The following is a 26756-nucleotide window of genomic DNA, read 5'->3' on the forward strand; positions in this document are numbered from 1 at the left end:
GCAAGTTGGAAGTGCATTAGGTAGTGCTCCTGGTGCAGTGGCTGGTAGAAGTGTTGCTGCAGTCGGCGAAGGAGCTGTAGCTTTAGGAAAACATATTGGTTCCAGTGTAAAAAAGGGTGCGGACACGTATTCAAATCTAAATGGCGAATCTTATCCGGAACTAACCGATGAAGATATCGCACAGGATTTAGCTACAAAAGACTTTGAAAATTGGAAAGCAGATAATCCGGATTCTGCAGTTGCAAGCCGTTTAAAACAAGCATTCCCTGGTGCATCTGATGCAGAGATTGCTAAAAAAGTAGCGAAAACAAACAATGATCAAATGTCTCGTTTCTCAAATCAGCGGAAACAAGATTTACAAAATATGAAGAAAGCCGCTACACCATATGGAAATGCTAGAGATTTAGTAAACGCTGCAACGAATGCATTCCAAAAGGGGTATGAGGCAGACCATAAAGACACGTTTATGAGTCAGTTACCAGAAAATATGTCAGCAGAAGAGAAAGAGAAACATTGGAACGATCATCTGAACACAAAAGTACAAGGATTTAGAAATCACGCAGAACAGGCGGCAACAAAAGCGGGAGCTATGCCAGTTGATGCGAAGGACAAACAAGGAAATAATCTGTTTGATAAGTCCTATGTGAATAAAGATGCGTTTGCTTCTCGACTTGCATTAGGAAAAGTCGGAAAAGCAGTCGAGGATGTAAAAGGAGAAACGTTAGAAAGTGGCCATCAAAATATGGGACAAGTCGGTGCTCTTGTCGGTGCTTCTACTGCTGCATTTAAGAAAGCGTATAGTGCAGACCATAAGGCTGGATTTATGAAACAATTCCCTGCAGATATGCCACAACAAGAAAAAGAAGCAGCATGGAATAAGCATTTAGATCAAAAAGTACAAGGATTTCAAAATCATGCGCAACAAGCGGCAGCATCAGCTGGTATTGTACAGCAAAAAGACGGTACAAACTATGCGAATAAAGAAGCTTTCGCGTCTCATTTATCACAACAGTTACAAAAAAATCCTGGTTTAAATGCTATGGGTGTATCTAGTGTGGCAGGCATTCAGAAGGCAGTCAACGGCGTGAAAACGCATGGTTTGACAAGTGGAACAGGAAGCCAGCAAGCAAAACAAGTAAGTAATGTTGGGAACCTGGTACAAGCTTCTACAGAATCCTTTAAACAGGGCTATGCAGCAGAACAACAGGCAAACTTTATGAAAAAGTTGTCTCCAACTATGTCTCAACCACAAAAAGAGCAAGCTTAGCAGTCTCACCTGAATGAAAAAGGAAATGAATTTAAAGCAGTCGCACAACAAGCGGCAGTACAAGCGGGAGCGATGCCCGTACAGGCAAAAGATATGAGTGGTAAGAGTCTACATAATCAATCGTATATTAATAAAGATGCCTTTGCTTCGCAATTAACGAAAGGTTTACAAAGCCATGCAAGTCTTGGAACGGTGAGCCAACAAGTAGGTTCTGGAATTACTAGTGCGATTCAAGGTGTTCGTTCACATGGCGTTGCGACAGGTGGCGCAATCAATAAAGCTGTATATGCAGCGACACAAACGCAAGCGAGTATCGCACGTGCAGGAGATCTTTCCGTTGCGGAAATTGAACGCTCTTATGCAGATGCATCAACAAGTGTAGCGAACATTGCACAAAGTGCTGGTAAAATGTCTATCCCAACTTCCGCAGTGGGACGTATGACACAGCAAAGTACAAAACTTGGCATGAGTGTAATGGAAGGTGCGAAACACCTTATGCTTGCGGATCGCATTGATACGGTATCAAATGCATACTTTAGTGCCGCGAGTGCTGTTCAACAATCCGGAGGGAATGCAGTACAAAGAGTAATAAGTGGGACTACTGCTGCAGTTAATACATCATTAGGTGGGAATGCAGCAGAGCGCCACTATAATGTGACAAAAGGCTTAAGTTACGCCGCAGGTGTGATTGGTGGTGCTGGTGCTTATCAAGCAACTGCACGTATGGTAAGTAAACATAATCCGTATAACAGTGCAGTTCGTACAGAAGCAAAAGAGATTCAGGAAATTCAACAGATGGTACCGACAACAACAGATCATACAGGCGCGCAATCGGTTGTAAAAGGTGCCGTACGTCTTGTGACGACAAATAATAAATCTTGGATTGAAGCAAAAGACGCTAGTGGTATGACGCAAGTTGTATCTCGTTATGGTAGTGGAGATAGCAGTATACGATCTGGACAAGTCGTATATCAGGACTTAAATATTTCAGATGGACAATTAACGCAGTATCGTAATGGTGCGAAAGCATCTCCCGCTTATATACAAGATTCAAGTGGTGGAAAAATCAATATCAATCGCTCGATCAATGTAAATCCAAATCAATTAGTAGGAAACCAAAATCAAAGACCGTTACAACAGAAACCGGTATTTAATGAACCACCACTTACGGTCAATCACAAGGTAGACAATGGTCACTTCTATATGTCTGATTTAGACCAAGGTGGTTATAAAAATGTACAAATGGTTGTAGAAAGAGATCGTAGTTATATGGTTGCGACAACAACAGACGGTACAGTGTCACGTATTTCGCCGTTTGGAAAAGGAGATACGCGCTTACAAGCAAACCAAAGGATAGAAAGAGCTTGTGAAGTGAAAGACAGTAGTATTAAGCCAAGAGAAGAAATCTTAGTAACACAAACACAGGACGAAGTAGTCCGTACAGAGACGCATTTAAATTTATCAGAACATGACCCACAAAATCTGATTCCATTTGCACCAAATCCTCGCTTAGCACAGCGAAGAGGAAGAAATGCTCAAAATGGAAAATATGGTGTGATAAGTCTATGAGTCAAAATCCTAACGATCCAAATGAACAGAAAAAAAGTAATCCTTTAAAAGATGTAGCTTCCCACTTTATTAAGAAAAAAGGGATGCAAGCGCGTGGGAAGATGGCAAAATTGGCAGGAAAAGCAGGAAGGGCGGCAGCGAAAGCTGCTGCCAAACTGCTAAAAGCAGGTATATTAAAAATTGTGGGTGCTGTTGTGGCAGTGGTTGGAGTACCTGCCGCTTTGATTATGGGAGTAATTATTGCTGTGTGTGTGATTTTAGTCTCTTTTGTACCTTTTACCGATGATGAAGGTAAAACAGAGGAACAAGTAAAAAAATATATGGAAGTCTCAATGGCTTTGAATGTGGATTGGAAAGAGGTCGTCGCCTTTGACATGGCACGATATGATAATGATTTAACTGGTAAAGATCCGCATGATGCTATATCATATTTCTTGGATATCCAATATGAAGAATATACGGAAAAAGAGGTATGTGAGGCGGGACCGAATGGTCCTTGTGAAAAAAAGAAAAAAGAGATGCAAAAAACAAAATCTGAAAGTTACTCCGGACCAGATGTAAAAAAGATATTAGGAGATACAGATTTTAAGAAAAAAATAGATGAGATTAATGCGAGTGGAAGTAAAAAAGTGACAACATCTTCTCATGGGCTAGAGAAAGCTATGGAACTCGCAAAGTTTAGTAAAAGTCAAAAAGAGCGTGCGCGTGAGATATTAGAAGCCGGGATGTTAGAAGGTATGTATGGACATCTTGCTCCTACTACTGGTGGATTTATTGGTGGTATGTGTGTAGGTAATGTGAGTCCTGGCGGAGAGCCTGTTAACCTTAATGCAAAAGTTACAGGATATCTTCCTAAGATTAAAGAAATGGCAGAAAAACATGGAGTTGCTCAATATGTTGGTATTTTGGCTGCCCAAATGATGCAGGAATCAGGTGGAGCAGGAAATGACCCGATGCAGGCTTCAGAGGGCCATTATGGAGATATGAGCCCATCTTGTATAGGTGTAAAGGGGAATGCACGTGTAGGATGTATTAAAGATCCTAACATTTCTATTGAAGCAGGCGTACAAGAATTTAAAGATGTGTTAGCAAAGGCGAATGGAGATATAGCCCTAGCCTTACAGTCTTATAATTTTGGATCAGGATTCATTAGCTATGCATTAGCAAAAGGTGGATATTCAGAAGAAACAGCCATTGCGTTTTCTAGGGAGCATGCTCGTGAAAATCCAGCAGGTTGTTCTGATCCTAATAACTTCCGAACCAAAGTTGGAGCGTGTTATGGGGATTATACGTACGTTTCCAAAGTTTTGAAATATTACAAAGATTTAGGTTGTGTAGCAGATGTATCTGGCGAATGGATTTCGGATAAAGGTTGGAAATGGCCAACGAAATCAGGTCGTATTACAGATACGTTTGATGCTTTTCGTGGTGGAAAACAACATAATGCTGTTGATATTGGAGCCATGACAGCTGGAAAAGCTGGAGACCCCGTATGGTCAATGGAAGTAGGTATTGTAACAGCCCAAACAGGAAATGTAAATGGTGGTGGTCTAGGTGTCTATGTAGATCATGGAAATGGTATTGTATCTCGTTACTTACATTTGAGTAAAATCTTAGTTGCACCAGGAACTATGGTAACAAAAGGACAAATTATTGGGGAAATGGGCGGTTCTAACTTTGATAGAGATACAGGTTTCCTTAATATGAATGGATACGCTGTCCATTTAGATTTCCAAATTCGTATTAATGACCAACCAACAGATCCAATGAAATTCTTTAAGAAAAATGATGATCCAGGGTTATCATCTGGTGGTTCTCCTACAATGACAAATGCTAAACGACAAAAGGTACTGGAAGAAGCGAAAAAATGGATTGGGCAAGGGAAAGTGAGCTATGTATCCGGCGCTAGAAATCCAGCTGCAGGTAGTGCTGATTGTTCTGGATTCACACAATATGTGTTTAAAACCAGTATAGGTGTCCAGTTAGGAGATTGGACAGGTGCTCAAATTGGACAAGGAAAACAGGTTCCAGATATTGGTCGTGCACAACCAGGAGATTTAATTTTCTATGAAAATCCGAACCATGTATCTATTTATTTAGGAAATCAGAAAATGATTCATATTGGTGATAATAAAGGTGTACAAATTACAGGTCTAAACTATACGGCAAGAGGACAACATATGACGCAAGTCCGTAATGTAATAGACTGATTTGGGATGTGAAGATATGAAGAAAATTATGAATGTGTTAGCGAATCTGCCTCGTAAGTACTTAGTTATATTGGGGATTATTGTGTTGGTAGTAGGCGTTGCTACTTATAATACTATTCATCGTTACATGATGAAATCTCAAGTACAAGAGGAAGAGCAAGTAAATCAAGATGAAATCGAGATGCTTGGAGATAAGCCAAAGGGATTTGATACAAAAGAAGAGGAATATATCGCAAAGACAAAAACTGTAGAGGATTTACTACGAAAAATTTCTAATAGTAGTTATGATGTACCGTACTTGTTTACAAAGGCTGGATTTGGTATTGAACCAATGAAAATGACAAGTAATGAGCGTATGCTGGCTACTGAAGCTGTTCAACGATATTTCCTAAATGGGGATAAGTTTTACAATGCGCGAATTACCAAAATTGACCGTGGGAAAAAAGTAGATACGTTTCATATTGAAGTTTTAATTCAACAGGTAAACTTTTTGGAACCACGACAATTTAAAGTGCAGGTAAACAAATATGCACAAATTGTAACACCAATTGCACAAATTCCACATGGACAAGAAGAAGTACCTGTGGATTAAGAAGGAAATGAGGGTTGTGGAAGAAAAAACACAACCCTTTTATAAAAAAATAAAGAGTACCTAAAATAATTTATTGAATATTCATAATTTTTAGATATAATAAAACCATGGTTTAAAGAATTTTGTATATAACGCTAAATGAAATGGATATGGAGGAATACAAATGAGAATGTTAATTGGAACAGCTGCGAATTTTGTTTCGGGGTATTATATAGGACGAAATTCTGGATTATTAGGAACGTTGCTTGGATGGGCTTTTCTGTTGGGTGGTGGCTATCTGCTAATAGAGAATTGGGATAGTATCACAGTATGGATGCATAGTTTGAATATTGTACGAGGACTAGATGGTTACGAAGACATGAGCAATGGCTTTATTTTCGTCTGTTTGGTAGTAAGTGGCTTTATTTTTATCTTGATGTCCCCGATTTTCATTATTTTATTAATAGTTTGTTTTGTGTTAATGAATATTGTTGCTTGTACACTTGTGTTATTAACATCACCAAGTACGTACATAAAGAAGAAAGGTAAGGAGAGTGAGTGGGAATGAGTACAATTCTAGTTTTAGGTGGATCAAATGGAAGAACGTTAGAGAAGTTGGCCAAAAAAAGAGACTGCCAGGTTATTTTCCATGATGGGAAAAATCACGGAGGCGTAAAGAAAACCTTTCGAAGTGTTATAAAAAAATGCGATGTTATTGTCATTCAAAAAGGTGCATGTGGCCATGTATCTATTGATGTAGCAAAAGAGTACGCAAAGAAGTTTGATGTCCCCCTTTTATTTAATCAAGGATTTGGTGGAACTGGTGCGCTTGAAATGGGATTAAAGCATTTGAAGGTTGCATGAGGTTTGATACATATCTATGGAATTATAATTGTTAAATCAATATATAACATTTAAAAAGAGAGTGGAGGAAGATAGTGTTTAAAGATATATATGTATTATTTCCACCAGAAGGGAAAGAAAGCATCGAATTTCAATTCTTTTTAGATATAGAGGGAGAGAAGTTTTACGAATTTTATAAAGAAAAATATAAAGACCCTATGTCCGATATATCTGTATATTTTCCGATGTTTCAAAATACGTATGAATCCTATTTAGAGGGATTTTTGTACCCGTATATAAGTAGCTTTAAAGAAATCCGATTAGGACGGGATACATGGGAAAATGAAGGTATTTGGTTTGGTATTCATCAAGACGGAAGGGAACTGGGGATTCTTTTGCCTAGAGTTGATTTTACTTATTATAAAGGAGCTATATCCTACAAAAATTGGAGAACAAAATAACTGTACGAAGTCTTTATTTACATACAAAAAAGGAGAAATGAGAATGACACAAACAGCCGCATATCGTTATACAGTTCCGTCAGTAGATGGAGAAGGATGGGGGGGATTTTTATACAATTAATCCGGAGTTTTTACAGCTGTTACAGACTTCGGTAACTTTGCTCATTGGTTTTCATTAGGAAGAAACAAAAGTATAGAAGAATACTTAATTAGCCGAAGACCGGATCAGATACTTTGCAAAATTACAAAAGAAGATGTGGTTGATATTGAAGGAACCATTACTTATATCAAAAAGAATTTGCTATATGATCGTAGAGAAGGGCGCTTTACAGAAGATGATGCAAGGACAGAATGGAAGCTTATTGAGGAATTACAGGTAGATTTGGAAGAGTACTCAAATGAAGTAGCATTTCAATATTGGTACGACAAAACAAAGATACAACTTGACGACGGTTTTTTTCAGTACAAATATCCAAGTGCAGCTGTTCGATTTTCAAATGAAACATTTGTGAGGTTTCAAGAGAAATTGAAGGTGGAATTAAAAGAGGTGCAAGCATGAAGCCAACACTTGAAATGATAAAAGATGAACGTGGTGGAGTGGAGATGACTTATACAACAAGTGGAGGTAAGCAATGCTCTACTTACTTTACCGGTCCTCTAGAAGATATAGATCATGTTTGCTTGGATTATATGAAGGGACGTTTTGCAAATATTAGAACAAAGAAGCAAGTTGATTTCATAAAACGTAGATATAAAGAAGCATATCAAACGGTATTTGGTGTGATGGACGGATTAAAGGTAGGCGACAAGGTAGTAATGCACACTTGCTCAGAGTCAAAGCGTTATGACGGAAAAGTATGGACTTGTAGGACAGATCAGTTTACAGCAGAGAGTGGCACGCAAGTGATTTTTCTAGAAGAGTTTAGAGGGTACTTTGCAGTTAAGTTTTTACAACGAATTAGTTTGTTAGAAAACTAAGCAAAATAATTATGTGGGAGCGATTAGTAGCTGAAATGCTAGTTATCTAGCATTTTGTGCTTATTGTTGCTGTAATGAGTGGTATCGAAAAGATAAAGAAAGTGGAGGATGGAATTAAGAATATGAGTAGTGGTATTAAATATAAATCGGGTTTCGTCATTTTAATTTATTTTGTTATGACACAATTTGTAGGGATAATAGGTGTACTATTGCTAGCAAAGACAGGTTGGTATGATATTCAGGGAAACCAACAGCAAGCAATTCAACAACTTCTTGTGCATTGGGAACTAATTGGTTTTTCACTTATGCTGATAATCATTTTTCTTATATATAGTAAAGAATTAATAAGTGATCCAAAGTTATCGATTAAATTATCAAGAAAATCATTCATATGGATTTTAGTTGGGATTATATTCGTATTTTTTGCGCAGATGGTTGGTAGTGTATTAGATAAGAGTGTATTTCAGCTAACTACGCAATCAGCAAATACGTCTAATACAGTCGCTGCTGCAGCAATATCTCCTGTGGCACTTATTTCAATTATTCTTCTTGCACCGTTAGTAGAAGAGTTTGTTTTTCGTTATGCCGCAATAAACATTTTAATGTCTAAGTTTAAGCAAACTTGGAGCATAATAATAAGCTCATTGTTCTTTTCTATTATGCATTTTGATTTTCCATTTATATTTGGATATTTTTTAATTGGAATTATACTAGCTCTAGTGTATGTGCGTACCAATAGGTTACTGGTATCATTCGTTGTTCATGCTAGTATGAACTTAATTGTTGTGATACTCCAGATTTCTTGATGAAAAAGAAGGGGATATTTTTAGGTTGTTATGTTGTTCTAGCACGTGAAAATATTATTTGAACTACTCACCACGATTCCTACTTTAGTTTGGTTTTCGCAACTTCAGCAAACGTGGAGCAAAAGAACGTTGAAGATTTTACGGTTGCAACGTTTTTCTGCAACCAACCTCATATCTTCAGTTTTCAAAGAGCAATTTGTACAAGAATATGGTAGCAAACATGTTGGCTTATGACAACTGACATTTATATCCCACCTAAAATTGGTGTTTCACACCTTCACATTTTTGAGGAAGGAGTCTTCTGTTAGAAAACGATAAAAACTTATTATAAGCGATTTTTCATCTTGTTTTCTTTTTCTGTTACAAAATAAAAAACAGTGGATTCCCGCTACTTAATAGTATTTTAGGTTTTTTAATGTAAAATTTAGTATATGAAATGCTAACCTAAAGAAGATTTGTTTCTTTACAGTCTAGTATAGCTTGATTAATGCTAGTAACAAGGTAACTACGATAGTCTGTAAAGTAAAATTTAATATGTTTTATCCATATTTCATAAATATGCAGTTTACTTGATAAATGATTCTAAACGTAAAATTTTCTTAGAATCATTTAGTGATCCCCATCAAGTTAAAGTTTTATAATGCCCCCAAAATGAAAAATACGCTATTCTTTTTGTAGAATCATAGGAATGGATGGCGTATTTTTTTATTTTGTTTCGCTAACTTGATGTTGATGTGACGTAAATTTAAGTATTTAAAAAATTAAAAAGGTCCCTTAGTAATGTTAAAGGGACCTTGCTCATACAAATGATCTGTAAATCAATTTATCTTTGATATACAGATCATTTGTATGATAATTTTTATAAATAATTACTAAATAGTGAATTTACATAAATGCTTTTAGAAGTTCTTGAATTAATGGAATTGCTCCTCCTACAAATTTTAAAACTGCCATTGCGATTTCCATGTTATTCTCTCCTCTTTGTTCGTATTAAGATGTGGTGAATCTTGATAACCCTATTATAATTATAGCGAGCGCTTACAAATTTAACAATACGTTTTTTGCATGTTTATACATTTAGACAAAAATTAGACATCTATTAGTCATTCTTTAATGGTACCATAGCGAGGTGAGCATTTTTAAGGGTTCTACTTAATAGGAGGAAATATGGAAAGAGTGCAAGCGATTTACAGTATTCTAAAACTTAAGAGTTGGATTAAACAGGTATTAGCTGTAGGAGGAATATTAGGATTCTATTACTTGGTGTTATATGTTTTCAGTTTCTTAGTTGCTATGTAAATATCATACAACTAAACTAGTAGAGTCTTATCTAAAGAGGTAAGGCTCTTTCGTTGTATCTAAGATGAGCAAGCTACATACAATACCTCTAAGGTGTGTCAGATTACTTTGTATGGAGCCTTATTTCTCTATGTTCTAGGGAACCCCTAACTCCTAGCATTAAAAATAAATAAACTTCTATTTAAAAGTTTCCATTTATATTAAAAAAACAATTGTATTGTTGAACTACCCCCACTTTCACTTCGTTTAGAAGTAAAAGTGGGGGTAGTTCAATATATAGTATGCAAATAATTTACGTTAATTTATAAATATAAAAAATAATTCCCATTTAGCGTTAAGAAAGAAACTGAAGTTTGTAAGTGCTATATAGGTAAAATAGATAGATTATAGTGTATTTTTATAGAGTAGAAAAAGATCCTTTTTGACTACTCCGTAATAAAATACCGAGTAGTCAAAAAACAGTGTGATAAATTTAATCAGAAAACATATTTGGAAGTTGAAGTGATAAAGCTATATTTTGTACAGATAGTTAATAACGTTTTATTTATTTTGTAAAACTAATTTACCAGTACGGAATAATTCTTTTCTTTTTCCATCTTCATCATAGGTATTATATGCATAGACAATCATTTTATTTAAATCCAAAGTTTGGCTAACAGAAAATCCTTCTTTTTCCAGCCAATTAATAAAAAAGATACCTGGTGCTAGTTGACGGTAAGTAATATTTTCCTTTCCACTAGCACCTTTTGCCACTCCTTCAATACCTTCCCATTCAATTGTCTTATCATCTACATACTTAACTTTAAAAACATCATTTTCGTCATATGTTATTTTGAATGTTTTGCCAATAAATTCATGTTTATTTACAATAGGATTAATTAATTCTGTTGGCCAAGAGTTAATAGTTTGTTTTGCTGTTACAGTAACTTTTTCTCCTACCTCATATTTTTGTTGTTTAGAAGACTTGAAACTTATCAATTTATTTTCATTTATTAATTGTGATCGATTATGGCTTTTAAAGTTTAATGCATCTTCTCTATTTTTTATATCTGCAACCTCTACTAATTTGTTGTAAACTCCTACAACATACCCGGTGAATTGGATATCACTTTGGGAAATATTCTCTTGATGCTTCTCAATATTAGTAGCACTAACTTTCGTTGCTCCAGAATCATATAAATTGAATCCAGTAACTCCAGTTAAGATTAATGCTCCCGTTAAAATAATTTTTTTCATAATAAGCCACCTTTTTGTATAGTAAGTTGAATTTACAGGCAAATATAGAGTTGGAAATTCTATATTTGCCTGTAAATTCAACAGAAAGAATGAAATTGTTATAGTTACAATATAAATTACTATCAATAGTTCTTTAATATATTTATTTAGAAAGTTTGCTAATGAATTTTTGATAAGCAAGGCGAGTAAAAAAAACAGAGAAAAAACTAATAGTTTGAAATTTTCATATAAATTTATAAATGTAGAATTGCATAAGGTGTATAGGATTATAAGGAAATAAAGGTTTGTTTACTGTAATGATACATTCTCTTTATAGTAAACAAAGCAAGATGTTTTTAGAGTAGGATGAATTATAAAAATGAATACACAAACCCTATTGATGCCTAATAAGGTTTGTGTGACAGGTTATACACTTATTTTAATTAAAAGATTAAATTAGCTTTTTGTATGATTATTGACGTTTTATTAAGACCAAATCCATTTATCATCTTGTACTGTTGAAGTTTTTGTTTCATTAATTTTTTCTATATTATTTTCCTCTGTTAAAGAAATATTAGTTCTAATCCAGTCTACAATGTTTTTTACCTTTACCATGTCACCAACATTGAATTTGGCTTGTGATGATAAATCAACACGTACAGTATCGGATTTTCCAGATTTAGTTGGGTATGTTACAATCGCATAATTTAGTGATTTATCTGTATCATTGACTTGCTTTGTAATTTCTCCAATTACATAATCTGGTGCACCTTGACTATTATAATGTAATCCAGGAGTTAATGAGTTTGTTTCATTAATTTTCTCGACGGAAGTTGCATACATAAAGAATCTCATGTTTCTCCATAGAGTTCCAGTAGCCTTTACTTGATCACCTATTTTGAATGTATTAGTAGTGTTGTGCATTGTAATTGGAACAATATTATCCATATGGCCATTGTATTCTTTCGATTCTATATGAATTATGTTATCTTCCAATTCAACAACACGACCTTGAATTGTATCTAACTCAACAGAAGGTGCGCTAGTTTTGGTTAATGAATTTCCTTTATTAACTTTCTCGATGGAAGTTGCATCGAAGGATGTTGAATCACCAAATCCTCTCCAACCTCTGCCAGTAGCTTTTACTTGATCGCCTACTTTAAATGTGTTTGTGATGTCCCCTAGGTTAATTGCAAAATCTTTTTTACTAGGGTCACTATATTCATTTAATTCGATATGAACTACTGTATCGTAAACTGCAACAACATGGCCTTGGATTGTCTCTAATTCAATAGAATCGGCACTAGCTTTGGGAGTTTCTAAACCTGGAAGGTTTGTACCTGCAAGTGCTGTAAATCCTAGTGCACTGGCTAAAACTACTTTTTTAATATTCACTTTATAACATCTCCATTCAAAATCTATTAGTTTGCAACTCTCATCATGTAACTATTATAGTTTCATCTAAAGGGAATAGCGGTTACAAAAAAGTTACAGTTTATTTATGTAAAAAATAGAAATGAAAAACCTGTTTATTGATAGAAAAGGTGTTAAAGATGCCCCTTGTAAGAATTGTGTTTATATCTAAAATTAATGCTCTCTATAGAGTTAATTATCAATAGAAAAAATAATTTGTATACAAATAACATTGACTTGTTTAATTGTTGTAACTAAAATTGTTGCGACGCGTAATTTATTTGAAGGGAGAATTTAGACTTGAAGATTTTTAATGTATATATATTAATTAGCTTGTTTATTTTATTGTTAACAAGTTGTAGTGTCATAGATAATTCAATAATCTCTGCTACACAAAAAAAAGAAGTTAGTCAAACAATAAAAAGTGAAGTAAAAACAAAAGAAAAAATGGTAGAGATTGATGGACAGAGTATTTATTTTAAACAAATTGGGAAAGAAAAGCCGCCCTTACTTATGTTTCATGGATTTGGAAACTCTTCTGATGGTTTTAATGATATCTATTCAGATTTAGCACAGAATCATACCATTATTTCAGTTGATATATTAGGGTTTGGACGTTCTTCAAAACCAATTGATTATTCATATACATTTCCTAATCAGGCAAATATGTATTATAAATTAATGAAAAAGTTAGGATATGATACATTTGCTATAATGGGACATTCCTTAGGTGGGGAATTAGCATTAAATTTAACATATTTGTATCCTAGTGCAATTACAAATCTAATTTTAGTAGATGCACCAGGGGTAGAATCTTTACAAAAAGAGTCAATTTCGTCTAAACCAAGACTAATGGATGAATTAAATACAGTATCTGATATAAAGGATTATAAAGAAAATGATGTAAAGTATAAAAGGAACAATACAGAACATTATAAAGAACTGCGAAAAATGATAGAAAACAAATTATATATGGATCCGAGGGAAATTCAGGTTCCGACTTTGATAATTTGGGGAAGAAAGGATAAAAGTGTTTCTTGGAAAGATGGTAGCAAGTATCAACAATTAATAGCAAATAGTACATTACGAATTATAGAAAAGGGATATCATGCACCATTTCGGCAAGAACCAAAAGAGTTTATAAGATATGTTAATGAGTTTTTTAAAAAGCATCCGCTTTAAACACATAAAACCGCATTCCAACTACATTTCTAACAGTTGGAATGCGGTTTTATCATAAAAAAACATGAAAATATATCTGGAAAATTTCGATAGGTTGAAAAGTGTAAAAATAATATTAGATAGGGTTTTATATTATTGTACACATTGGTTGGATTTTGGATTATTTGATTCGAAACTAGTTCTACAGTGAAAGTATACTACATCTTCCAACCCTCCTTTATTCAAAATACAGTGTTTAAAAGAAATAAATTTCAAATTTAACATATGGTAAATTTAAGTGAATTTTATATCCCCTAGACAGTGCGAAAAAATTGCCTTTTTTTATTTGCCTTTTACCCAAATGCCCACTAAGTATACACTGTATTGGAAATAAAATCTTTACAGAAAAGTAACAAGTTATTGTATATAAAAAACTCTAGAGTTGCACTTAAATATATGTCGAATTACCAATGTTACTATTAAATATATTTATAGATTTCAAAATAGATTACTGTAAGATTGTAATATTTTTGTAACGACTATTCTTTTTATGAAAAGTATACTAATCATGAAATATCTAATGGATAACTTTATAAGGAGGACAAAAAATGTTAAAGAAAATTATTTTAGCAGGTGCTCTAGGGTTAACTGGAGTTGTTGGGGCTAATATTTCAGGGTTAGATTTACCAATAGCAAGTGCCGCAGAAGAAAAAAGTTTTGATTCATTGTCAGGAAAAGTAACAAAAATTACTGACCAAAACTTCGTTATGGAATTAACTTATGTAGGTAAGAGTAATAAATTGAAATTCGGGGATTCGGTCACTATACAGTCGGTTAACTCTAATATTAAGATTGGGGATAGAGTCAGCGTGAAAATGGTAGAAAGTGAGCTTGCTAAGGAGTCTTTGGAATCGATTGTAGGTTATACAATTGTAATTAATTCAGACGGAGTAATAACGGGAGAAATAACCAAGGTTACTGACCAAGGTTTTGAAGTCAATCCAGATCCATTAAAAAGTATAGATGTAGATAAGATTATTGTACAGTCTAATGTTAAAGTGAAAATTGGCGATACAGTCGAATTATTAGGTACTACATTCGGTTATCACATGAAGGGATTCCCGCGATCAATGGAAAATCCTAAAGTTACAATTATTAAAGAAAATAAAAATTAAATATATTAAAAAGCAATTTTTATTATTACCCATCTAACAGTTAATAATAGAAATTGCTATGGTTAACTCTTTAAAATTAGGCTTTAATAAAGAGTTAATTAATTAAGAGAGTATAGTTGCTCTTTTTTTTTATAAAAATAAGTGATTTATAACATGAACTTTTAAATCAATGAGAAATAGGTACATCGAATAATCAGTTAAAAGTATTCCTTTTTATATTTGATGTTTTCTATAATAGATTCCCTAAAAAGCGGGATATCATATAAGTTTTTTATTTTATATTAATATAAACGGAACTTCAAATGCAATTTCGGTCGATATTCATATAATATAATGAGGTGAACATATGAAAGGGAAAAGATTTTGTAAATTAACATCTATATTAGGAGCAACATCACTCATAACAATTGCATCATTTAATGCCGTTACATTGGCGGAAGAGAAATCTAAAATAAATGAAAATAACGAAAATAAAACATTCCAAAGAGCGGAGACAGATTCTCTAAATCAGAATTCAAATAAGGTTATGCTTCCAATTAAGAAATGGTTTTTACCAGAAGACAATTCTAAAGAGCGAACGGAATCCATTACTCATGTGCTTATTCATTTTATGTCAAATGCAGTTGCTAAACCTCAAAATCCTTACAATGTAAAAGATGCATATAATAGTTTTGTAGATAACGGATTGTCAGCTCATTATTTAATTGATAGAACTGGTTTCGTTTACCAACTTGTAAATGAAAATAGGGTTGCATATCATGCAGGAAAAGGAAGTATCCCTGATCAGCCAAATTATACAAATAGACTTAACGAATACTCTATCGGTATTGAGTTACTTGGCATTGGGACTTGGGAAGAAATGTCAATAATGATGTCTGAAGAAACATATAATTTAATTTCTCCTCAAAATATTGGATATACAGATGCGCAGTATAAATCTTTAAAACTATTATTAGATGATATTTATAAAAGAAATCCTAGTATTCCAAAAGACAGGAATTATATATTGGGACACGATGAATATGCAAAAGATAGAAAGACAGATCCAGGCTCTTTATTTGATTGGAATAGAATTGGGTTTAAATAACGAAAAAATAAACATTTAGAAATTTTTATTTTGATGGTACAAATACCTGATATTTGTATCATCAATTTTTTTAATTTGTTAAAAGAGAAAGGGATTCTAGGTGAATATAGATTAAGAATAATATTTCTATGTACACATTTTCTTCAATTTAATTAAAATAATAAAAATTGAAATATTTGGAGGGTAAATCTGTAATAATACAATACCAATTAAGGAGAAGGGATTTTACTATATCAGTATATCTATGGAGCATTAAAATAACAATACTTAGCTCAAGGTTTTAGCACTAAGTATCATAATCTTGTTCAATGTAGCTTCTTTTAAGCTGTCTAGATCATATGAAACAAACAATTAAACTACTCATCACTTAACGTCCTTACGGACTTTTTGAAGTGGGAGATTCCTAGGAACACCGATGTATCCACCGGTTATCTTAGCAGGCTCTGCCCGTAGTCCCTACGGTGAAAACATAAGTATCTTGTACGTTGGCTCACCACGCCTCCTACTTTAGCTTGGTTTTCGCAACTTCAGCAAACGTGGGGCAAAAGAATGTTGAAGATTTTACGGTTGCAACGTTTTTCGGCAACCAACCTCATATCTTCAGTTTTCAAAGAGCAATCTGTACAAGTATATGGTAGCAAACATGTTGGCTTATGCCAACCGACATTCATCTCCCACCTAAAATTGGTGTTTCACATCTTCAGATTTTTGAGGAAGGAGTCTTCTGTGGGAAAACGAAAAATATCTTGTATCCTTGTTAGTTGAGACAGAAGTGAGGAAATTAACAAATAGGATTTTATGTAAGTAATGATATGAAAATAAAAGACTTTTCTATTTTTTTAATTGGAACTACATACAAAAATCCTAGATTATTTCATACATTAGAGAAAAGTTAGTGAAGGTAAAAAGCATCCTTATTAGAAAAACGAAAGGTTTTTCAAACTGAAATAAACAGGGTGTGAAAGTGGTACAGGTCCATGAATCTGTTGGAATAAAAAGTAGATGTTCAAAGTTGCATTATCCAAATACAGACGTTAAAAATCTAAACTTTTCTGAGTGGGATTTTCTTTCTTGTGGCACACATCATGATAGAGATATTAACGCAGGAATGAGTCTCAGAAACCAAGAAATTCGTATCTTATCCGTAAGGACCACTGGGTTTGAATAATCAATTAGTAACTTCCACTCTAAATAAATATCTATTTCATTAAGCTGGGGTCTATTTAGATGTTTTTTGCTCTGAATATTTTTTCATAAAGTAATATACAAAAAAATCCAAATCTTGACTGCACGATAGAACATCTTCATGTCGTAAGTCCAATTTCTGTGTAAGAAATTGTAATTCTCTTTTTTTTTCTTCTATAATTACTTGTAGTTCGCTATTTTTTAGTTCCATATAAACCTTCCCTTTATAAAAAATTTTTAAAAAATACGTTGGTACTTTAATAACTTTATATTTCTGAGAAATAGGCTATCTATACTATGGTAAATTTTTACGTATTTTCCGAAAGAATTCTCCTTTCTAAAGTTTGTAAAAGGTGTAGCTCAAAGATAGGTGGGAGATGAATGTCGGTTTGGCATAACTAAAAATTTAATAAATTAGCTATATGAAGTTCTTTAATAACTTGATATAGAAGGTAACAGGAAGAAAATAAAGTACGAAAACCCATGCATAAAATATCAATTGTATCAAAAGAGCGTCCAAGCATTAAACATCTTGGGGTGGAACAAATCCAAAACGCCCAGGAAGTCGAACGGATACTTTCGTCGTGGAACTGAGAAGCTCCCACTTCAAGCTTTACTAAATGATGAGTAGTTCACTAGGATATGTATATTGTAAATTAAATATTGCGTAAAAAGAGTAACAAATAAAGTAATATAATTTACAGTTAGCTTTTGATAGAAAAAAACAAAAAATTGGATTTTTTGTTTAATGCTCTTCCTGAAGAGTCTTCACCATTTCTTTATATATTCCATTTTTAAATTATCGTAAAATCAATTGAAATTCAGCGACAATGTCAGTTATGGGGGGATAGGCAGCCTTATAAAGAGCTAAAGTTCCTGATTTTTTGGCTTTAGAATAATTTATTTTAAATATAAAAAAATCCTTCCCATAAATAGAAGGATTTTGTTTTTTCTATCTAATAGAGAGGATTTTTTTAATAGTATATGGACTTATGTAAGTCCAATTGTTTTATAAGTCAATTTAATATATGAAATAGTTAAAATAATAAGCGCCTAGAATACCTTTTCAATATTATCATTAGTTTCTGCGAATGATGATACTTTTAGCCATTCATTCATATTTTTGACTTTAACTATATCTCCTTTAATTATGTTTGAATCTTTTGTTATAACTTTTACATACCCAGTAGTATTACTACCGTTATTTATAGGATATTCAACCCATATAAATTCAAAACCTGCCGCTTTACCGATTTCAATAACAGAACCCATTATGTAATCGGATTCGCCATACTTATTTGTATAGACCCCTAAATTTATATTGTTTTTTTCCTTAGAACTATGAATTGGATTTGTTTTATCTTCTATTTTTTCCACAATCGAGGATTTAATACTAATCATATTATTAATAGCCACATCTGCTCCAGATGAATAATGAATATTTACTGTATCCCCAATGTTAATATTGTCTAACACTTCAGGTTTAAGAACATTTGTATTGTATATTGCATTTTTTCCTACTTGAATTGTTATATTTTTCCCACCTTTCTCGATAACTGTACCAGTTCTCTTCATATATTGTGTTTCTAATACATTTACATCTCCGTTTTTTTGGAGAATAGGGTTAAGAATTTGTAAGCCAGGATCTACAGAAGTACCCCCAAGACTTGTACCATAAATATTAATGGTATCTCCTACATTAATATTTTTTAGTAATTCAGGTTGAAAAGTTTCTGTAAAGTATTTTGTTCCATTTGGTGTTTTTATTAATATAAATACTCTATTGTTGTTTATATGTTTCTCAATAACAGTACCTGTATACTTATTGAGCTGCTGTAGAAGATTTTGTTCGGTAGATATAGAAATATTTTCTGAGGTAGCAGCATTTGCTGTTATTGTGTTTACTCCTGGAAGTGTAGATGTTACCAAAGTCCCTATACTCAATGCACTTACTAAAAGTATTTTTTTCATTATTATTTGCTCCATTCCACTTAATTTAGTAAAGTTACTATTAAATTTGAAAAGCTAACTTTGTAAACAGTATAGTTACAATAATGAATATTATCAATGGGAAATGCTTTTATAATATAATTTGTAACTTTTTTGTAACGTTTTTCAAATCATTACAAATTATAATTTTCATGGTATGTAAAAAATAAAAATTATATAAAGGATAGGGACTATATGTGGAAAATATTGAAAATATTAGGGATTATAGTTATATTAACTGGATGTTCAATAAATGAAAGACCGAAAAATTTAATATCTGCACCTTCTAGTGAGAAATGGTTAGAAGATTTGAAAAAACAAATAAATAAAAATCTTCCGATGAATCACCGTTTGCTTACACCGGTATCAAATAAGGATAAGCAAACAATTTGGCTTTTTGATTTAGAAGAAGGTGAAAAAAAAGAAGCAGTATTTATGTATAAAAAACCAAATGAGGACTGTAAAATTTATCTATCTATTTATCATCAAGTCAATGGTTCGTGGGAATTAATGGATGAACGTGAATTTATTGGAGATAAACTTGATGTTTTGGAGGCAGGAGATTTCACAGGGAATCATAAAAATGAAATCTTAATAGGTATTTCTCATAGTCATGAAGTTACTAAGAGTACAATGTATGCTTTATCGATAGAAAAGTACGGTGTAAAAGAAATTTATAAACAAGATTATACAAAAATATTTGTAGAAGATCTTAATCAAAATGGGATTGAAGATATCAGTTTAGTGAGTTATCAAGAAAACCAATATTTGAAAGTGAAGTTCATAGAAAAATTTAATATATTATCCGAGACTTCATTTAATTCAAATATAAATGGAATAGAAAAAATACAGTTAGGAAATGTATCTAAAAAAAATAAAGGAATTGTTATTGATAGTGGATTTGGTGCGCATTCTGGTATTACTTATATCGCTCTTTTCACTGAAAATCAATTTAAAAAAATATTTACAGATGAAGAAAATCCATTAATCACAGAATCATTAATAGAAAGTCAAGATGTAAATAATGATGGAATTATTGATTTTCCTAGTACATTTGAACCGAAGGGATGGGAAGATGAAGCTTATTCTGAACGTCCTAAGTTTGAACGATATTTACAGTGGGAAGAAAATGATTTTACACCAATTGAGGAAAGATATGTAAATGTAGAAAAAGGATATTATGTTAAAATCCCAAAGGAGTTAATCGGAAAAATTACACTTGCGCCTGATAATAAAAAAGGTTTTCAATGTTTACTTGATGTTGATACAAATGAACCATGGCTTGAGGTATATACATTCAATTCTAATGAAAATCTAAATCCGAAAAAATTCCAAAAGGTTTTGAAAAATACTTCTAGGATTATTGCTGTTCCTAACACATCAAATAACAAAAAATGGAAAAAATATATTAAACCGTTGACTGAATATCAGCAAGATTAAAGGAGTCGGACATATGCATACAATTTTAGTTTTGGAAGATGAATTAACAATTCGTAGTTTTATTGTTTTAAATTTACAACGTGCTGGTTTTAATGTATTAGAAGCTAGCACTGGAGAAGAGGCATTAGCACTATTTAGAGAACATCAAGCAATTGATATAGCATTATTAGATATTATGTTACCTGGAATAGATGGTTTTGAAGTATGTAGGAAGATAAGAAATATAAATAAACAATTAGGAATTATTATGCTGACAGCACGTGTGCAAAATCAAGAGAAAGTGCAGGGATTAACCTTGGGGGCAGATGATTATATTGAAAAGCCATTTAGTCCAATGGAGTTAATTGCACGTATACAATCATTATTAAGAAGAATAAATCTAAATACGGAAGATAGTGATTTAATCCATTCGGGTCCGTTTGTATTAAATATTTTGCAAGAAAATTTGTATAATCAAGGAAAATTAATAGAATTAACACGAACAGAGTATATGCTTTTATATTATTTAATAGGAAATGCATCTAAGACAATTTCACGTGACCAACTCTTAAACCAAATATGGGGAGAGCATTTTGCTGGAGAAACAAAAGTAGTAGATGTGAATATAAGGAGAATTCGTCAAAAGATAGAATTTAATCCTTCTGAACCTCAGTTCTTGTTAACTATATGGGGGAAAGGATATATGTGGAAGGGAAATATAATATGAAGAGAAAAATTAGTTTATATTTTATGACTGTTATTATTCTTATGCTTGTGTTGTTTGAGGGGGTATTTTCTGTTGCTATTTATCGCTATTATTATAATGGTCTTCTGCATTATGTTGAATCACACGCTAAAGCAAGCACAAAATTTTTTTCTGACTATAATTCTGTTTATGATCTTCGATTAAGAGAACATAGTGGTGAGATCATAAGGTCATTTCAATTGGAAGGAACAGAACTACAATTATTAGATCGATATGGAAATGTCATTCAATCATCAAGTGGATATAAAGTAAATGAAAAAGTGAAAATTCCATTATTAGTATTGGAAGGAGATATTTATCATAGAATTACTAACCAGAAAAGTACTGGAAAATCTTTAGAGGTATTAAGTCCTTTTATTCACGAAGGGCAAACTATAGGGATTTTAAAGTACACAACTAACCTAAAAGACGTAAATAAAAGGATTTTGGAAATTATCTCAGGTACTGTTTTAATGGGGATTATTATTTCGTTAATTGTTTTAATCGTAAGTAGACATTTAGCTAATATATTTATAAAACCAATCCATTCTATTATTAATGCTTCATCAGAAATTGCTCAGGGAACACTAAATTGTAAAATTAGAGAAGATTATCCTGGAGAGTTAGGTGAATTAGCTCATAGTTTAAATCATATGGTAAGTAAGATAAATCATTCAACAAACATGAAAAATGAATTTATTGCCTCTATTTCACATGAATTGCGCACCCCTTTAACTGGAATTAAAGGATGGAGTGAAACATTAGCTACTGTTGAGTGTTTAACAGATAAAGAAATAAAACAAGGAATGAGTATTATTACAGGGGAAACCGATCGACTTATTCATCTGGTAGAAAATTTGTTAGACTTTTCAAAGCTAGAATTAGATTATCAAGACTTGTGTAAAGAAAGTTTTCTTTTACAAGATTTACTTAATGAATCAATTTGGCAGTTAGCAACCAAAGCTACACAAAGAGAGATTGAAATAGTGACTGAATTAGAAGAGGTGGAGTTAATAGCTGATAGAGCTCGATTAAAACAGGTTTTCTTAAATCTTATTGATAATGCAATTAAGTACTCAGATAATAAAGGGAAAATTGAGGTTTCTCTATTAAAACAAGAACAAATCATAATCAGTATATCTGATCGGGGAATTGGGATTGCTGAAGAGCATTTACCATATATAAATGAATCTTTTTATCAAGTAAATAATAAATCATCTGGCTCAGGTATGGGGTTAGCAATTGTAAAGAAAATTGTTGAACTTCACAATGGTTTAATAGAAATTGACAGTGAGAAGGGAAAAGGGACAACGGTTACTATAAAACTACCTTTTGATACTCTTGCCTAAAAGGAAAGTCCACTATTCTATCGCTGATGGATTGTGGTGTGCCATCAACATTTTTACGAAAGAACGTTGTGTATTCACATGTATTAGCGTCTAGTTTTTGTCTGTATTTTCAAGCATAACCAAAAAAGCTTGTTTCTTTGTAAGCGGATTACGTAATCTGTAAACTAATTGTAAATTGATTAATGATTAGAAATTACTAGATAATTATATCATAATATAATCCTAACAGGAAAGGAATCTATTAATATGAAATATGAATTTGAATTAAAGTATGTAGTACTTGTACTATTTTTAATGGTATGCCTTGCAACATCTTTTTTTATATTTCAATCAATCACAGCCCCAACTTATGAAATAGTAAAACAAGAACATATAGTGAAGTTAGCTAATGAGCAAAAAAATGTTGAAATGAAAAAAATAGCCCCAAACTTTTATAATGGAACAGAAAGGAAAGTTGCATATTTGACTTTTGATGATGGCCCTGGAAAACATACGGCAGAATTATTGAAAATATTAAAAGAGACTGAAATAAAAGCAACTTTTTTTTTAGTTGGAACAAATATAAAATTATATCCTGAATTAGTAAAACAAGAATATTTAGATGGTCATTACATTGCTATGCATAGTATTTCACATAATTTCAAAAAATTATATACAAATGGTGATTATGTAAGTGAAATGGAAAAATGTCAAAGATTAATCAAAAATATTATAGGAAGAACTTCAACATTAACTCGACCACCGTATGGATCAAAACCAGGACTGAATGAAGAATTGCGTAATCAAGTTTTAGCATCTGGTTTTAAAGTATGGGATTGGACAATTGATTCTTTCGATTGGAAATACAATAAAATATCTATTACTACTGCTGTAGAACAAATTGCAAAAAATGTAATCTCTAATGCTACAAAAAATCGAGAAGTCATTTTAATGCATGATATTCATCCTCAATCAGTTGCAGCGGTACCGGTTATTATAAAAGGGTTACAAGAAAAGGGCTATGAATTTGAGGTTTATCGAGAAGAAAATCATTTCCCATTAAACTTTTGGCACGATAATCGAATTTAGTATATGGAGGAAGAAAGCTTGCAGTATAAAAATAGAATATTAATTGGACTATTGTCTTTAAATTTGTTAAGTGGTTGTTCTAGTGAAAAAACAGAAGACACTTTATATAGATTGTTCGAAGCCGCAGCAGAACAGGAAAAAGATTTGGCGAATAATGTGATAAAGCTAAAAAATTTTGAAATGCAAGATCAAAATATGTATGAGCAAATTCTTAAAGAGGGTAAAAAGGATAATACACTAGTAACAGAAAAAATAAATAAAGTTTTTAAAAATCTCAATGATCGCAAAGAGATTTTAAAAACAGAAGAGGAAATCATTGATGCCGGCTTAGCGGAATTTAAAAATACCTCAATGTATATAAAAAGGCTTAAAGATAAAGTGTTACAAGAACAAGCTCAGCAAGTAAAAGAATTGTATCAATCACGATATAAAGCTTTTAAAAATATGAATGATAAGTATTTGAAATTATTAGGTGCTGAAAAAGAATTATATGAAAAACTAAAAACAAAAGATACAAATTTAAAAAGAATTAAAGAAAAAGTTGAAGAGATTAATAAATTACATAAGGATATAGAAATTCAAGTGGAAAAGTTTAACCATAGCACACAAAAGTATAATGAGGAAAAACTCATTTTTTATAACCAGGCAAATTTGAATATAAAGGTTCAAAAGGTAAATAATTAGTATAATTAATTTCTAACGTATTTCTCGAAATTCATCCCCTTCCTCAAGCGTGTGAAGGACGTAGCGCAACGATAGGTGGAAGATAAATTTCAGTTTAGCAGAGCCAAGAGGCTTTGCTTTTTATTTTCCCTCTGATAGGATCAGTCCTATAAAGAATAAGAACTGATATATTATTGAACTACTCACCATTTAAAGTCCTAAAGGACTGTTTGAAGTGTGAGATTCCTGCGAACACCGATGTATCCACCGGTTATCTTAGCAGGCTCTGCCCGTAGTTCCTACGGTGAAAACAAAAGTATCTTGTACGTTGACTCACCACGCTTGCTACTTTAGCTTGGTTTTCGCAACTTCGGCAAACGTGGGTCGAAAGAACGTTGAAGATTTTACGGTTGCAACGTTTTTCTGCAACCAACCTCATATCTTCAGTTTTCAAAGAGCAATCTGTACAAGTATATGGTAGCAAACATGTTGGCTTATGCCAACCGACATTCATCTCCCACCTAAAATTGGTGTTTCACACCTTCACATTTTTGAGGAAGGAGTCTTCTGCCGGAAAACGATTAAAATTATATGAAGTAATAAAAATTCTGTGTTCTTGTTGAATTATCCTCTTGTATTGGTTGTAAAATACTGAAGAAATGTATTCAATAATGATTTATCATTCTAGCCAAGAAGACTCCTTCCTCAAGGAGCGTGAAGGGCCAAAGCCTAGTGAGTAGGTGGGAGATGAAGTGGCTTCGAACAAGGGATGGCAGGAAGCCATCTTAATTGTTCGATAGATAGTAGTCATATACCGAAATGGAGGTGAACCAAATAATGATTAATAAAACCTATAAGTTTCGTATCTATCCAAATCAAGCACAAGCAATTCTAATCAACAAAACAATTGGGTGTTCTCGCTTTGTATTCAATCATTTCCTATCCCTATGGGATCACGCATACAAAGAAACTGGGAAAACAAAACAGCGCCCCGCGCTTTAAATCTAAGAAGAACAATATACAATCTTATACCACAAAACAAACAAATGAAAATATTGCCGTTGTAGGAAACAAAATAAAGTTGCCGAAACTAGGTCTTGTTCGATTTGCTAAAAGTCGCGAAGTAGAGGGACGTATTGTAAATACTACAGTTAAAAGGAATCCATCTGGTAGATATTTTGTGTCACTATTAGTTGAAACAGAAGTACAAGAACTTCCGAAAGCCCATTCTTACATTGGAATAGATGTAGGACTAAAAGATTTCGCTATTTTGTCAGATGGAACACTCTATAAAAATCCTAAGTTTTTCCGATCATTAGAAGATACGTTGGCGAAAGCCCAGCGTGTTCTTTCTAGAAGAATGAAAGGATCTTCTGGTTGGAATAAACAACGAGTAAATGTAGCTAGAATTCATGAATACATATCAAATGCTAGAAAAGATTACTTGGACAAAATTTCAACTGAAATCATCAAATATTAAACTAAAGTTATATAAAGCAAAACAGAAAAACTATTAAATATTTAATATCCTTAATAAAAGGATATTAAGTTTTTTGAGAGTTTTAATATATTTATTGTGTAAAAATTTCATAATAAACACATATATATGTTATTAATATAAAAGTATGCTTTTATATTAATATTTAATTACTCCTTATTTCGATTCTAAGATTTAATTCTATGTTAGGATCTATTATACTGAGTGCTATTACACTTGCGAATGTAAAGATTTTAACGAATTTATTTTGCTAATCAGAATATGGTTATAGCAAGGTGTAAATACTTTTGATATAACAACCTGATTCTTGTCTTATTTTACTTTAAATTCTAATTCATTATGTAATTGAGACCTAAAGATTATACTAATTATTCCTGTGATTTTACCATTTTTAAATAATTGTCTATTCATAAATCCTCATATTAATTACCTCATTATTTTTGATGATTTCGGTAGTAATTGAACACAGATCGAATATAATCAAACGTTTTGTTTAAGATTTTTGCTTTTTATACGGGTAGATACAAAATTTGTATGGTTTTTTTAATAAAATTGATTACACCCTACTTTCTAGTATTCTTCTTAATATAAGAAATTAGACTTACACTTACAGAAATTCTTTTTTTACTTAAATATGTGTGTTTCATATTTATTAGAAAATGATAAAAAGGATATACCAAAACAAAAAATATTTGTTTTGTATGTTTTACATATTATTGTTTTAAATGTTTTATATGTTTTAAGAGTTAGAAATATGTTGATATATAAGTAATTTCAAGACTTAA

Annotated in this window: 21 protein-coding genes and 2 pseudogenes; 19 read left to right on the top strand and 4 right to left on the bottom strand. The window is 32.3% G+C overall.

The window, feature by feature from the left end; genetic code table 11:
- The 9 genes and pseudogenes from ACTFRM_RS24335 to ACTFRM_RS24375 all read left to right on the top strand — a co-directional run.
- Positions 1-2836 (top strand): annotated as a pseudogene (locus ACTFRM_RS24335) (hypothetical protein); the annotation flags it as partial.
- Positions 2833-5046, top strand: coding sequence for a lysozyme family protein (locus tag ACTFRM_RS24340; protein WP_440021225.1), 2214 nt, complete (start codon positions 2833-2835; stop codon positions 5044-5046). The pseudogene ACTFRM_RS24335 and the gene ACTFRM_RS24340, both read left to right, overlap by 4 nt.
- 16 nt (positions 5047-5062) lie before the next feature.
- Positions 5063-5638: a hypothetical protein gene (locus tag ACTFRM_RS24345; RefSeq protein ID WP_000723401.1), complete on the top strand. Its 576-nt coding sequence runs from the start codon at positions 5063-5065 to the stop codon at positions 5636-5638.
- Positions 5639-5801: 163 nt separating this feature from the next.
- Positions 5802-6185 carry a hypothetical protein gene (locus tag ACTFRM_RS24350; RefSeq protein ID WP_001242524.1) on the top strand — a complete coding sequence of 128 codons (384 nt, stop codon included), beginning with the start codon at positions 5802-5804 and terminating at the stop codon, positions 6183-6185.
- Complete coding sequence (locus ACTFRM_RS24355) at positions 6182-6481, top strand: DUF2325 domain-containing protein (RefSeq protein ID WP_000104238.1); 300 nt, start codon at positions 6182-6184, stop codon at positions 6479-6481. The genes ACTFRM_RS24350 and ACTFRM_RS24355 overlap by 4 nt, the downstream gene beginning before the upstream one ends.
- A 74-nt stretch (positions 6482-6555) precedes the next feature.
- On the top strand, positions 6556-6921 hold the full coding sequence (locus tag ACTFRM_RS24360) for a hypothetical protein (RefSeq protein ID WP_000471736.1): 366 nt from the start codon (positions 6556-6558) through the stop codon (positions 6919-6921).
- A gap of 298 nt (positions 6922-7219) precedes the next feature.
- Positions 7220-7480: a hypothetical protein gene (locus tag ACTFRM_RS24365; protein ID WP_440043639.1), complete on the top strand. Its 261-nt coding sequence runs from the start codon at positions 7220-7222 to the stop codon at positions 7478-7480.
- Positions 7477-7899, top strand: coding sequence for a hypothetical protein (locus ACTFRM_RS24370; protein WP_440043640.1), 423 nt, complete (start codon positions 7477-7479; stop codon positions 7897-7899). Before ACTFRM_RS24365 ends, ACTFRM_RS24370 begins: the two co-directional genes overlap by 4 nt.
- Before the next feature lie 122 nt (positions 7900-8021).
- Complete coding sequence (locus ACTFRM_RS24375) at positions 8022-8705, top strand: CPBP family intramembrane glutamic endopeptidase (RefSeq protein WP_000094346.1); 684 nt, start codon at positions 8022-8024, stop codon at positions 8703-8705.
- Positions 8706-10544: 1839 nt separating this feature from the next.
- Here ACTFRM_RS24375 and ACTFRM_RS24380 read toward each other — a convergent pair.
- Together ACTFRM_RS24380 and ACTFRM_RS24385 are read right to left on the bottom strand one after the other, a co-directional pair.
- The gene (locus ACTFRM_RS24380; protein WP_000720651.1) at positions 10545-11240 is read right to left on the bottom strand and encodes a MoaF-related domain-containing protein; all 696 of its coding nucleotides are present in this window, start codon (positions 11238-11240) and stop codon (positions 10545-10547) included.
- A 465-nt stretch (positions 11241-11705) separates the two neighbouring features.
- Positions 11706-12614, bottom strand: coding sequence for a hypothetical protein (locus ACTFRM_RS24385; RefSeq protein ID WP_001022269.1), 909 nt, complete (start codon positions 12612-12614; stop codon positions 11706-11708).
- A 318-nt stretch (positions 12615-12932) separates the two neighbouring features.
- Here ACTFRM_RS24385 and ACTFRM_RS24390 point away from each other — a divergent pair, with 318 nt between their 5' ends.
- The 4 genes from ACTFRM_RS24390 to ACTFRM_RS24405 all read left to right on the top strand — a co-directional run bounded on the left by ACTFRM_RS24390 (position 12933) and on the right by ACTFRM_RS24405 (position 17223).
- Positions 12933-13814 carry an alpha/beta fold hydrolase gene (locus ACTFRM_RS24390; RefSeq protein ID WP_000689170.1) on the top strand — a complete coding sequence of 294 codons (882 nt, stop codon included), beginning with the start codon at positions 12933-12935 and terminating at the stop codon, positions 13812-13814.
- Positions 13815-14401: 587 nt separating this feature from the next.
- A complete protein-coding gene (locus tag ACTFRM_RS24395) occupies positions 14402-14968 on the top strand; it encodes a hypothetical protein (protein ID WP_000913739.1) in 567 nt (188 codons plus the stop codon).
- 346 nt (positions 14969-15314) lie between these two features.
- On the top strand, positions 15315-16055 hold the full coding sequence (locus ACTFRM_RS24400) for an N-acetylmuramoyl-L-alanine amidase (protein WP_000676874.1): 741 nt from the start codon (positions 15315-15317) through the stop codon (positions 16053-16055).
- Positions 16056-17019: 964 nt separating this feature from the next.
- Positions 17020-17223 (top strand): hypothetical protein, encoded by a 204-nt coding sequence (locus tag ACTFRM_RS24405; RefSeq protein WP_440043641.1) that lies wholly within the window; start codon positions 17020-17022, stop codon positions 17221-17223.
- A 51-nt stretch (positions 17224-17274) separates the two neighbouring features.
- Here the strand turns inward: ACTFRM_RS24405 and ACTFRM_RS24410 are convergent, their stop codons facing one another.
- Together ACTFRM_RS24410 and ACTFRM_RS24415 are read right to left on the bottom strand one after the other, a co-directional pair.
- The gene (locus ACTFRM_RS24410; protein WP_000421099.1) at positions 17275-17451 is read right to left on the bottom strand and encodes a Spo0E family sporulation regulatory protein-aspartic acid phosphatase; all 177 of its coding nucleotides are present in this window, start codon (positions 17449-17451) and stop codon (positions 17275-17277) included.
- An 842-nt stretch (positions 17452-18293) separates the two neighbouring features.
- Entirely contained in the window at positions 18294-19211 is a 918-nt protein-coding gene (locus ACTFRM_RS24415; RefSeq protein ID WP_002183150.1) for a hypothetical protein, read from the bottom strand.
- A 213-nt stretch (positions 19212-19424) separates the two neighbouring features.
- Here ACTFRM_RS24415 and ACTFRM_RS24420 point away from each other — a divergent pair, with 213 nt between their 5' ends.
- From ACTFRM_RS24420 to ACTFRM_RS24445, 6 genes and pseudogenes are all read left to right on the top strand, one after another.
- On the top strand, positions 19425-20669 hold the full coding sequence (locus ACTFRM_RS24420; protein ID WP_000265497.1) for a hypothetical protein: 1245 nt from the start codon (positions 19425-19427) through the stop codon (positions 20667-20669).
- A 13-nt stretch (positions 20670-20682) separates the two neighbouring features.
- On the top strand, positions 20683-21375 hold the full coding sequence (locus tag ACTFRM_RS24425; RefSeq protein ID WP_000556932.1) for a response regulator transcription factor: 693 nt from the start codon (positions 20683-20685) through the stop codon (positions 21373-21375).
- On the top strand, positions 21372-22742 hold the full coding sequence (locus ACTFRM_RS24430; RefSeq protein ID WP_033689969.1) for a HAMP domain-containing sensor histidine kinase: 1371 nt from the start codon (positions 21372-21374) through the stop codon (positions 22740-22742). The genes ACTFRM_RS24425 and ACTFRM_RS24430 overlap by 4 nt, the downstream gene beginning before the upstream one ends.
- A gap of 246 nt (positions 22743-22988) precedes the next feature.
- Positions 22989-23810: a peptidoglycan-N-acetylglucosamine deacetylase gene (locus ACTFRM_RS24435; RefSeq protein WP_440021218.1), complete on the top strand. Its 822-nt coding sequence runs from the start codon at positions 22989-22991 to the stop codon at positions 23808-23810.
- A gap of 18 nt (positions 23811-23828) precedes the next feature.
- Entirely contained in the window at positions 23829-24494 is a 666-nt protein-coding gene (locus tag ACTFRM_RS24440) for a YkyA family protein (RefSeq protein WP_001199628.1), read from the top strand.
- 816 nt (positions 24495-25310) lie between these two features.
- Positions 25311-25947: pseudogene (locus ACTFRM_RS24445) on the top strand (RNA-guided endonuclease TnpB family protein); the annotation flags it as partial.
- Positions 25948-26756: the final 809 nt, after the last annotated feature.

The organism is Bacillus cereus group sp. MYBK227-1 (assembly GCF_051916325.1).
Lineage (GTDB): Bacteria > Bacillota > Bacilli > Bacillales > Bacillaceae_G > Bacillus_A > Bacillus_A cereus.